The sequence below is a fragment of the Streptosporangium sp. NPDC006013 genome (genome assembly GCF_040614275.1).
GTDB lineage: Bacteria > Actinomycetota > Actinomycetes > Streptosporangiales > Streptosporangiaceae > Streptosporangium.
In genome coordinates this window covers 1-11,487 of record NZ_JBEXUE010000326.1, presented here as the reverse complement: position 1 = coordinate 11,487, position 11,487 = coordinate 1, and the positions used below count along the sequence as shown (strand labels likewise).

Sequence of the window (11,487 nt, the reverse complement as noted above, 5' to 3'; positions counted from 1 at the left end):
TTCCCGCCTCCGCGGCGCGGCCCGCCGTCGGGGGCGGGCCCGGGGCGGCATCCGGCGCCCGCGCCGCGGCGAATACCGAGAGGCCTCCGCGCCCGGTGAGCGCCGCGGCCGCCAACACCCTGATGCTGACGAACGTGCAGACGGGGAAGTGTCTGACCATCGCGGGTGGGGTGAGCACCGACAACAACGTGACGGCGTTGCAGTACGACTGCGACGCGCACCCCTCGCGCCGCTGGACGCTGAGGCTGGCAGGTCCCGTACGGGAGGGCTGAACGGGCTCCCGTCCCGGCTCGGGTGACTCGTGTGAGAGGGCTCGCGGGAGTCGCCCCGGCCGCTCGCGGGCGAGTGCCCGGATGGTCCTTTCGCGGAGGCCGGTCGGCAGTGCCAAAATTGACAGATTAATTTGTCCAATGGTTCCATCGGGGCATGTCCGCGACCGAGATGACGCTCATGGACGAGCCCGACCGCCTGCGCGTGGCGCTCACCCCGATCCGCCGCCGGCTCCTCGACCGCCTGCGCGAGCCCGCCTCGGCGGTCCGGCTCGCGGCCGAGTTCGACCTGCCGCGCCAGCGGGTCGGCTATCACATCAAGGTGCTGGAGGAAGCCGGGCTGGTCGAGCTGGTGGAGGAGCGTCCGCGGCGCGGCTTCGTCGAGCGCGTCATGCGTGTCACCGCCAACGCCTTCCTCGTCGACCCCGGCGTGCTCGCCCCGGCCACCGAGGTCGCCGAGACCGCCGAGTTCGACGAGGGGTTCCGCCGCGTCGCCGACAGGTACGCCGCCGAGCATCTCGTCGAGGTGGCCGCAGGCACCGTGCGCGAGGTCACCCGCATGGCGGCCGCCGCCGACCGGCAGGGCGTCCGGCTGCTGACGTTCACCGTCGAGGCGCGGGTGCGCTTCGCCGAGCCCGGCGACGTGCACGACTTCACCGACATGCTCGCCGAGGCCGTCTCCCAGGTCGCCGCCCGCTTCGACGCCCCCGGAGGGCGGCCCTACCGTCTCGTCGTCGGCGGGCACCCGGCCCCCGGCCCGAGAGGAACCGGCGGCTGATCCTCTCGTCGTGACCAAGGTTCGTTCCCCCGCTGGAGGTATTCGATGACAGAGAAGCCGTTCTTCGTCGAGGTCACCATCGCCGCTCCGGTCGAGGACGTTTGGGGCGCGCTGCGCGATCCCGAGCGGATCCGGCGCTGGCATGGCTGGCACTTCGACGGCCTCGACAAGGAGATCGAGGTCATCTACCACCAGGATGTCGTCGAGTCGGCGGCCGAACACCGGCTGGAGGTCCAGGGCGGTGACCTGTTCGAGCTGACCGACCTCGGCGGCCGGACGCGCCTGCGGATCACCCGGGCCCCGCGCGGTGGCGACCCGGACTGGGACGCCTACTACGACGACGTCACCGAGGGCTGGATCACCTTCGTCCACCAGCTCGCCTTCGCCCTGGAGCGGCACCCGGGCGCCGACCGGCGCACCGTCTTCCTCTCCGGCGCGGCGGCCACACCGGTGCTCGAGGCCGCCGGTCTCGCAGCCGTGGCCGAGTTGCCCCCCGCGAGCCCGTACGAGCTGTCGGGACCCACCGGCGAGACGCTGCGCGGTGAGGTCCGGTTCCGCTCGGCCAACCAGGTCGGTCTCACCGTCGAGGGCTGGGGCGACGGCCTGCTGGTCGCGGCCCAGAGCCCGCCCTCGCACGTCAACCCGGGCGGCGCCGCGACGATGGTGCTCACCGCCTACGGCCTCGACGACGCGGCGTTCGCCGATCTGGAGTCTCGCTGGAACGCCTGGTGGGGGCGGAACTTCCGGCCGCTCTAGCGGGTGAACCCCCGGTGGCGCACAGACCGTGGTCGTGGCGCGGCCCCTCGCCTCCGGGGCGAATGAGCGGCACCCGGCCCGGACCCCGCCTGCCAGGCCGTCTTCGGCATGGGCCGTCCGACGCCGGAGCCGTTCTGGCCCGGACCATGCCCGCCGGGTTACGGGTTTGTCGGTCAGGGGCGTTAGCGTTCCGCGCATCACGGTCGCGGGTGCGGAGATCCCCGCGAACGTCGGCAATCCGTGCGTGGTGAGAGGCGGGATCCCTTGGGCTGGCTGGCGGCGGGCGACGGGTATGAGGTCGCTCTTGTGGAGGGCCGGGTGGCGGCGAGGGCCACCTCCGGCCGTGCGGCGGGACGGCGGCTGAAGTCGCTGCCCAAACAGGTTCGCGAGCATCCCGAGGTCGAGCGGCTGCGCCGCCTGGCCGAGTGGCTCGACCGGCACGAGGCCGCCTGCCTGGCGCGGGTGGACGCCTGGATGGTGTCATCCCTGCCCGTTCCCACCGAGTTGGTGGCCCGGGTGTGGCCGGACGAGGCGTGGCGGTCGGTGCTGCGCGACCTGGTGGTGGTCGGCGACGACGAGGTGGGTTTCCTGCGGGACGTCACGGACTCCGGCGAACTGCGGATTGTGAACCTGGACGGCGAGACCGTCCGGTTGTCCCCGGAGACGGTGACCCTGCCGCATCCGGTGCTGCTGCCGGATCTGGAGGAGCTGAGGGAGTTCGCCGCGGAGCTGGGCGTGACCCAGCGCGTCGAGCAGATCCACCGGGCGACCTGGGGCAGGCCGGTCGATCCCGCGGAGCCGGGAAAGCCCGGGGAGAAGGCCGCGGAGGTGAAGGAGTTCGCCGGGGGAAGGTTCGCCTCCCGGTTCGGTCTCGCCGCCCGCGCGACCTCGCTCGGCTACCGCGTTTCCGGTGGCTACGCCACCTGTGTGGTGCGCGACGCGGGGCGGAGCGCCGAGGCCGCCGTCTGGATCGGGGAGCCCTACTGGGACGGCGAGACCGAGACGGGCAACCTGACCTGGCACGACCGGGAGGGCAGGCGGCTGCCGTCGCGGGAGGTCGGCCCGGTGGCCTGGTCGGAGGGAATGCGCATGGCCGCGGCGCTGTACGCCGGCCGCGACGTCGAGAAGGGAACGAACGCGTGAGCCACACCATGTCGTCGCCGGGCACCCCGGAGGCTCAGCCGTCCGGGGAGCCGGAGCGGACCGGAGTCACGGGCGCGGCCATGGCCGGGGAGTTGCTGGAGGCCGGGGCGGTCCTGCCGTCCGGCACGAGCGGGGGCGGTGAGCGGGCGGTGCCGCTGACCGCGCGCGCCTACCGGCACCCCGGGCTGGCGGACCGGGTGGTGGTGCGCCTGGTCGCCGAGGAACTGGGCGCCGCGGAGGACGCCGCGGCCCGCTTCCTAGGGCTGGAGCCGGACGGCGAGCCGGTCGTCGTCGGGGTGGGCCTGCGGCGCTCGCTCGGATTCCCCGAGTGGGTGCTCGTGCATCACCCACGGGACGGCCACCACGCGCTCGCCCTGGTGCCGGAGCTGGACCGCGCGGGCAGGCAGGCGAAGTCCAAGCCGAAGGCCGCCCTCGACGCCTACCAGCGGCTTGCCACGCAGCTGGCCGGGGCCGTCCCGCACTTCCTGCCGACGTTCCTCGAACAGGCGGGCCGGGTGTTCCTCTCGGTGGAGAACACCGCCTATGCGGCGCAGCTGTTCACCCAGGCGCGCAGGGCCGAGACCGAGCACGGCCTGCCCGTCGACGAGGACCGCCTCGACGCGGTGTTCCTGGAGTTCGCGCTCGCGGGAGCCCTGCCGGTCAAGGCCCTGTCGGCGTACGCGAAGGAGCTGGCGGGCCGGGTGCCGGCCGACGAGGCGCTGCGCAGGGTCCACCGGCTGTGCGTGCGCCGCACGGCGGCCGGACTGTCGCCGTCCGCGCAGATGGCCACCGAGCTACGCCGCCTGGCCAGGGCCGCCGGGCGCGACGCGGACGCCGAGGAGCAGTCGTACCTCATGGACCTGCTCGCCCTGCCCGCCACCTCCGGGGCGGCGCTGGGCTGGTGGAAGGCGCACCGCCAGGCCCTGGTGAACCTCGCCCGGCGAGAGCCCGCCTTCCGCGGGACGCTGCTGAACACGATGCCCGCCAACGGCGACGACGACATGCCCGCCCTCTGGCTGGAGATCCTGGAGGAGTCGGGCGCCGCCGAGGGCCTGGGAGAGGCCGAGGTACCCGAGGGCGAACGTCCCGCCGACGGCACGGCGGGCTGGCTTGAGCGGTTCCTGGCCATCTGGAACGTCGGCTGGCGGGGAAATCCGCGACTGCCCAGCCTGTACGCGCTGATCGAGCGCGTGGCGGGACGGCTGCGCGCCGAGCTCGCCTCGACGGGCGCGACGGTGTCGTTCAAGCAGGAGCCCGACCTGGTCGACCTCCTGCTGTCACTGGACATCCCGGTCGCCGACCCGGACGACGGCGCGCGCCTGCTGCTGGAGCCCTGGGCGCGCGGGGAGGAGAGGCGCGACCTGCTCGCGCTCGCCGCCGACCTCCGGTTCCGGCCCGCGTTCCACCGCGCCGCCGAGTCGTTCAGCGACGACACCGACGGACACCGGGCCGTACGCCTCCTGGCGGCCTCGCCCGGCGGCCGGACGATGCTGGCGGAGTGGGTGGCCGCAGTCGCCCGGCGCTCGGCCGTCGCCGGGCTGCCGCAGCTGCCCGACGCCCTCAGCCGGTTGACCTGGCTGCCCGGCGAGGCGCTGGTCCTCGCCGGGGAGGAGGTCGCCGAGGCGGTACGGGCCGACCTCGCCGCCGAGCTGGCCAGGACGCTGCGCGGCGGGCTCCTCGACGAGCTGGGCTGGCCGGACTGGGAGGAGGCGGTCGCCGACCTCGTCGGCCCGAAGGACCTGGACGAGATCGAGACCGCCGACGCCTGGCCGAACCTGATCGTCTCCGGTCCCTCCCGGGCCAGGGTCATCGGCCCCGAGGGCACCGTGCTCGTCCACGACCTGCGCCCCGCGCCGGACGACGCCTGGGGCGACCCCGGCTTCCATCACGTCGACGGCGAGCTGCTCGTCTACTGGGGCACCCATGGTGACGGGTTGCGCGGATACTGGCACTCCTCCGCCGGGACGATCCTCCCGATGGAGGGGGAGATCAGCTGGTGGAGGCTGGGCTCCGACACGGTCACCCTGCCGCTGCCCGGCGGCGGCCGGACCACGGGTGCCGGTGTGCTGCATCCGGGCGACACCGTGGTGCCCCGCAAGCGTCGCCTGATCGGTGACGGGACCTCGTTCTGGACCTGGGACGCCGACGTCGACAGCTGGCGCGAGTACGACCCGGTGGGCATGGCGGACGGCAGGCTGAGCATGCCCGGCTTCCTCGCCGACGCGCTGCGCTCGGCACCGCCGGGCAGCACCTTCCGCAGTGGCTGGGTGCTGCCCGCCCTCTCCGGTGAGGTCACCCCGGCCGGTGTCCAGGCGGACGGCCTGATCGGCTGGCGGGTGGTCGAGTTGCCCGACGGGTCGCTGCGCGGTGAGGACCTCGCCGGACACACCGTCACCTTGCGCGGCGGCCCCGACGGGCACGGCCGTCCGTCGCGTGCGGTGGTCTTCCCCGGCGTCGACCGGCCGTGCGCCGTCGTCCACTCCTACCAGGAGGTCAAGCTCGTCGACCCGGAGGGCGTCGTCGTCGCGACGGCCTCGCTGCACGGCGGGCCGGGAGTCTTCGCGGAGGGCACCGCCCTGCTGCCGCCGACTCGTCACTGGCACCGTATGCGGCCCCGCGACCCGGAGGGCTCGTCGGCCCTGCGCCGGATCGACGGGGAGACGGCGGCGGCCCTGCTGAAGGCGGCCCTCTCCGTCGAGTCCGCAGAGTCCGCCGGGTCTGCCGGTGGCGGGCAGTCCGGGCAGCCGGGGCAGCCTCCGCGATCGGCGCGGGAGGAGCTGCGCGACCTGGTCCGCTCCCTGCTGCCGCAGGTCACCCATGACGCGCTGATCGCCGGGATCGCCGGGGTGGTGGCGTTCGCCGCCGCCCAGCGGGCCACCCTGGACGCGGCGGCGGCGAGGCTCGCCGCCGGTCTCACAGGCGAGGAGGAGGAAGGAGCGCCGGAAGGCCCCTCCGACCAGCTGCTCGCCGACGCACTCAACGGCCTCGGTGCCGAAACCTCCTACTGGGGGCGCCGCGAGACGTCCCACGGCATCTTCCAGCAGCTCCGGACGATCGGCCGCGAGCAGCGGACGCCCTCGGGCCGGACCCTCCGTGTCCACGTGGAGGGGCCGAGGCTGGCGCACCTCTCCACCGAGTGGGAGCCGCTGCTCGACCGGTCGGCCGCGCTCGCCTTCCGCGCGGCGTCGGCGTTCGATCCCGGGCAGGCGGGTGCCCTGCGCGAGCTGCTTTCCGAGTTCGAGGCGCTCGGGCTGGGCTCCGCGGCGGAACCGTCCCCGTGGCGCCGTTTCCTCCTGCGCCTCGACGGGGCCTGGGTCGACAACGCGCGGAACAAACGGCCCGGTAACCGCTGGCGCAACCTGCTCCCGCTGGAGGACGGCGCCCTCATCGCGTTCCTGAACTTCGACTCCGACAGCGGCGGCTACCTCTTCAGCGCGCTCTTCTACGACCCGGCGGGCCGCTTCGACGTACCCCACCCCTACACCGTGCGGTCCTCGGGCCCGATCGGCGAGGCCAGGCACGCGGGCTGGCTCGGGGAGTTCCTCACCGAGCTCGCCGGACGCGGCCCCGCGCCCTGGCGGCCGGAGAGCGCGGAGGAGTTCGCGCGGCTCACCGGGGTGACCGAGACGACGGCACGGCTGGTCGTCGCGGGGTTGCCGTACGTGGACAGCTACGAGCGCGGCTTCCTGCCCGGTGACCTGCGGTCGGCCCTCGGAGTGAAGGCGGCCGACGCCGCCGTGGCCAAGGACGAGCTGCGCCGGTTGAACGCCGACGTCCGGCGGGAGGTCGTCGGCGCGCTGCTGCCCGAGCGCCCGGCGGAGCTGTGGACCGAGGGGCCCGACGTCGCCGCCGCCGCGAGGGTGTGGAACGCCCGGGTGGGACGACGGGCCGCCGTCCCCGAGTGGCTCGTCGGTGAGGCGACCCGCGCGGTCCGCGCCTGGTGGGAGCCGAGCCGGGCGCTGCCCGCCCTGCTCGACCCGGCCTCGGCGCCGGAGTTCGGCAACGACCTGAGCTGGCGGGTGAAGGGCGATCGCGTCGCCCCGGCCGACGGCGTCGAGACCGGATTCACCCAGTTCACGTTGCTCTCCACGATCGCGCTGACCGCGTGGCTCGCCCACCGGCTGCCCTCCGGCGATCCTGTACGGGCCGCGCTGCCCGCCGTGCTCGCCGCGATCAGGGAGCGGCTCGCCCATCCCGGCCTGATGCTCGACCTGGGCGAGTACGTCGACCTCCCCGCGTTCCGCAAGGTTGCCGGAGCCCCCGCCGAGGTCGCCGAGGGCTGGGAGCGCTACGGCGCCGTGATCATGTCCACCCATGACGACCGGCCCGCCCCGGGGCTGCGCGTCGCCCTGCTCGACGCGGCGGGGAGCGACCCCTACCTCCCGGCCCTGCGCGCCCTGACCGGCGATCCTGAGCGGCCCTTCCCCGCCGAGCTGGCGCTGCGCACCGCCCGCGACCCGCGTTTCGAGGCGCTCCTCGCCGACCCCGGAGACCCCGGGGCGGGAGAGCGCGCGGCCGACGGCACCTGGTGGCCGCAGGACCCCTCCCGCTCCGTGCCCGCGCTGCTCTCCCAGGTCGCGGAGGAGTACGGGCTGGGCCGGGACGCCGCGGCACTCTACCTGGCGCTGCTCGCGATGCCGGACCCCACCGACAAGAACGTCACCCGGTGGACCGGCTGGAAGCCCGCCCGGTTCAAGGCGGCCCGCGCCGAGCTGGCCGCCACCGACCTGGTCGTCGAGGCGAGCCGCACCCGGGCGGGCCGCTCGCTCTTCCTGCCGGGGGCCTGGGCCGAACTCAAGGCTCCGAACGCCCCGCTCGAACGGTGGAAGTTCCCCCTGCTCGACCTGGTCAGCGGGGAGAGCGCGGTGCTCGGGGTGCTCGTCCCCGCCGAGCCCGCCGCCGACCTCTACGCCAGGGCGTGGCAGCGGGTCCGCGACGGCGACGTCCCCCGCTTCGAGGAGCTCCGCGTACGGCGCGGCAGACGCCGCTGACGCGGGCCCCGCGTTCCGTGGGTACAGGGCTCGCTCTTCGCGGGTCTTGTTTCCGGTGGATACGGGTTTCGTATTCCGTGGGTACGGGGCTCGCTCTTTGCGGGCCTTGTTCTCCATGGGCGCGGGGCTCGCACGGCGGGTCTCGCGTCCCGTGGGCACGGACCTCCATGGGCGCGGGCCGTCCCCGTTGGAGAACATCCGCTTGGAGAACATCCGCTTTCACCAGGCCCGATCGGCCGGGGCGCGGGCTCGTCGCGCGCGCCCCGGCCGGATTGGGCATTCCTCCGAACAGAAAGATCTCCCCGATGACCATGACCGAACCGGTGGCCCCCGTGGCCCTTCCCAACCGGCGGACGCTGCCGGCCGAGGAACAGCACGCCACCGAACTCGCCTTCCTCGCCGCCCACGACGACGGCCCTCGCCCGCCCGGCTGGGCGCTGACCCCGCGCGCGGTCGTCACCTTCGTCTGCGGCAGCGGGGGCGAGACCCTCGAACTGCCCGGATCCCGGCAGGCGAAGGGCGACGGTGGCGCCGTGCCGCCCGCCCGGCTCGCCATCACCCCCAAGTTCGTCGGTGAGCGCTCCCTGGTGGAACGCTGCGTGGTGACCCTCGCCGGTGAGCGCGGCCTGCTGCTGGTCGGCGAGCCCGGCACCGCCAAGTCGATGCTCTCCGAGCTTCTCGCGGCCGCCGTCTGCGGCACGAGCGCGCTCACCGTGCAGGGCACCGCGGGCACCACCGAGGACGCCTTCCGCTACGGCTGGAACTACGCCCTGCTCCTGGCCCAGGGGCCGAGCCGCCAGGCGCTGGTCGACTCCCCGGTGCTGTCCGCCATGCGATCCGGGCGGGTCGCCCGGATCGAGGAGATCACCCGCTGCCTGCCGGAGGTGCAGGACGCCCTGGTGTCGATCCTGTCCGACCGTCGCCTCAGCGTGCCCGAACTCGCCGGCACGCCCGACGCGCTGACGCCGGCGGCCCCGGGCTTCACCGTGATCGCCACGGCCAACCTGCGCGACCGGGGGGTCTCGGAGATGTCGGCGGCGCTCAAGCGCCGGTTCAACTTCGAGACGGTCGCCCCCATCGCCGATCCCGCCGCCGAGGCCGCCCTGGTGCGCGGACAGGCCACCGCCGTGGTGCGACGGGCCGGCGCGGCCTTCGGCGTCGACGACGCCGTGCTGGACGCCCTGGTCACCGTCTTCCGGGACCTGCGCTCCGGCCGCTCGGCCGAGGGCTGGGACGTGGAACGGCCGGGAACCGTGATGTCCACCGCCGAGGCGGTGCAGGTGGCGGCCTCCCTCGGGGTGGCGGCGGCCTACCTCCCCGGCGGGGACGTCCTCGACCTGGTGCCCGGCCACCTGCTCGGCGTGGTCCGCAAGGACGACCCGGCCGACCACGCGCGGCTGCTCGGCTACTGGGACGGCCCGGTGCGACGCCGCGCCGAGGACGGTTCCGCGATGTGGCGCCGCCTCTGGGACCTGCGGGAGAACCTGCGTTGACCGGCGATCGGCAGACGAGCGCGCATGCCCGGGGAACGACAGGTCAGGGCTCCGAGGTCTCGGACCCGGCCCCACGGAAGGGCAGCACCGGGGGGCCGGCCGGTCCCCACCCCCGGGAGGCGGTCGACGCGCTGGCCGGGGCCGCGCGGCCCTACCTGCTCGGCGTGCGCCACCACAGCCCCGCGCTGGCGACGGCGGTTCCGGCGCTGCTCGACGCCGCCGGAGCGGAGGTGGTCTGCGTCGAGTTGCCCGCCGACTTCCAGCCGTGGCTGGTCCACCTGGCGGATCCGGCCACCCTCGCGCCGGTCGCCCTCGCCGGGACGGGCGGTGACGGGCGGCTCGGGTTCTACCCGTTCGCCGACTTCTCGCCGGAGCTGGCCGCCATCCGCTGGGCGCGCGAACACGGGGCCGAGGTGCTCTGCTGCGACCTTCCGCTCTCCGACCCCGGCTGGTCGGAGAGCGACCGGGCTCGGCCGGACGCCCGGCCGAGCCCGGCGGAGGTGCCGCCGGTCAGGGCCTTCGCCGATGCCCTCACCGCCTCGGCCACGGGCAGGGAGGGGGACGACATGTGGGACCGCGCCGTCGAGGTGCTCGCCCCCGGGTGCCCGCCCGAGGCGGTACGCCGAGCGGCGCTGGGCGTCGGCTGGGCGCTGCGGCAGGACGCGGAGGCCTCGGGCGGGGTGCCGGCCGGTGACCTGGTCCGCGAGGCGTACATGCGCGGGGTGCTCGCGGGGGCCGTCGCCGGCGGCCGGCGGGTCGCCGCCGTGATCGGTGCTTTCCACGCCCCCGCCCTGGTCGCTCCCGATCAGGTGGTCCATGGGGGCGACATCGGCGCCCCCGGCACGCCGGCGGCCAAGGACCCCTCGCCCGCCACATCACTCGTCCCGTACGCCTTCGACCTGCTCGACTTCAGATCCGGCTACCCGGCGGGCATCCGTGACCCGCGCTGGCAGCAGGCGGTCCTCGCCGCGTGCGGCGATCCCGGGAAGATCAGGGACGCCGCCGCCCGTACGATCACCGAGCTCTGCCGCGAGCTGCGCGCCGCCGGGCACACGGCGGGCACCGGCGAGGCCGTGGAGACGCTCCGGCTGGCCTGCGACCTGGCCCGGTTGCGCGGCCTGCCCGCGCCGGGGCGCGGCGAGCTGCTGGAGGCGGTGACGACGGTGCTCGGCCAGGGCGAACCCCTCGGGCGCGGCCGGGCGCTCGCCCGCGCCCTGGAGACGGTCCTGGTCGGCACCGAGCGCGGCAGGATCGCGCCGGGCACACCCCGGTCCGGGCTCGGCCCCGCGGTCGAGGCCGAACTGGCGGAGCTGCGGCTGCCCCATCCCGGCGATCCAGGTCCCCGCGAGGTCCGCCTCGACCCGCTCCGCTCCGACCTGGACCGCCGCCGTGAGATCCTGCTGCAACGCCTGCTGGTGTGCGGAACCGGATACGGCCGGCCGGCCGAGGTGGCGGGCACGGGTGACGCGACGGCACTCACCACCCGCTGGTCGCTCTCCTGGACCCCCTCGGTCGCCGCGCTGCTGGACCTGGCGGGCATCCGGGGTGTCACCGCGGCTCTGGCCGCCGCGGGGACGCTGCGCGAGACCTTCCACGGGGAGTCCGCCGAGGGCGGCCCCACCTGCGCGGCGATTCTCACCGGACTGCGGGCCGCGGCCGCCTGCGATCTGCGGGACCTGGTCGCGGACCGCATCGAGGACGCCGCCGCCGTGCTCCCCGCCACCGCGGGGCTGCCCGACCTGCTCGAGGCCCTCGACCTGCTGGAGGCGCTGCGCCGCGAGCACCTTCCAGGAACCACGCCGGAGAGCCGGGAGCGGGCCGCGGGGCTGTTCGGCACCCTGCTGGAGGCCGCCGTACGGTCCCTGCCAGGTCTGGCCGGCAGTGACCGGCCCGAGGACGCGATCGCCCTGACGTACCCGTGCGGATAGGCCTCGTGGTAGTCCTCCGCTGGGAAGAACTCCGGCGGTATGACCACCCTTGGCCGGAGCACCGCGCGACGTAAGCCCCCCCACGTGCTGGCCAACACCCCGTTCCGCAAGCTGTGGACGGCGATGTCG

Annotated in this window: 7 protein-coding genes; all 7 read left to right on the top strand. The window is 74.9% G+C overall.

The window, feature by feature from the left end:
• Positions 1–272 (top strand): RICIN domain-containing protein (locus tag ABZ260_RS35605; RefSeq protein ID WP_355626430.1); only part of this gene is annotated, 272 nt, incomplete at its 5' end.
• 154 nt (positions 273–426) lie between these two features.
• The gene (locus ABZ260_RS35600) at positions 427–1,047 is read left to right on the top strand and encodes a helix-turn-helix domain-containing protein (protein WP_355626428.1); all 621 of its coding nucleotides are present in this window, start codon (positions 427–429) and stop codon (positions 1,045–1,047) included.
• 45 nt (positions 1,048–1,092) lie between these two features.
• Positions 1,093–1,803, top strand: a complete 711-nt coding sequence (locus ABZ260_RS35595) for an SRPBCC domain-containing protein (RefSeq protein WP_355626426.1) — start codon at positions 1,093–1,095, stop codon at positions 1,801–1,803.
• Positions 1,804–2,067: 264 nt separating this feature from the next.
• Entirely contained in the window at positions 2,068–2,946 is an 879-nt protein-coding gene (locus ABZ260_RS35590; protein WP_355626424.1) for a DUF4132 domain-containing protein, read from the top strand.
• Positions 2,943–7,937 (top strand): DNA-binding protein, encoded by a 4,995-nt coding sequence (locus tag ABZ260_RS35585; protein ID WP_355626423.1) that lies wholly within the window; start codon positions 2,943–2,945, stop codon positions 7,935–7,937. The genes ABZ260_RS35590 and ABZ260_RS35585 overlap by 4 nt, the downstream gene beginning before the upstream one ends.
• 305 nt (positions 7,938–8,242) lie before the next feature.
• Positions 8,243–9,430 (top strand): AAA family ATPase, encoded by a 1,188-nt coding sequence (locus ABZ260_RS35580; RefSeq protein ID WP_355626421.1) that lies wholly within the window; start codon positions 8,243–8,245, stop codon positions 9,428–9,430.
• Positions 9,427–11,358, top strand: coding sequence for a DUF5682 family protein (locus ABZ260_RS35575; protein WP_355626419.1), 1,932 nt, complete (start codon positions 9,427–9,429; stop codon positions 11,356–11,358). The genes ABZ260_RS35580 and ABZ260_RS35575 overlap by 4 nt, the downstream gene beginning before the upstream one ends.
• Positions 11,359–11,487 lie beyond the last annotated feature (129 nt).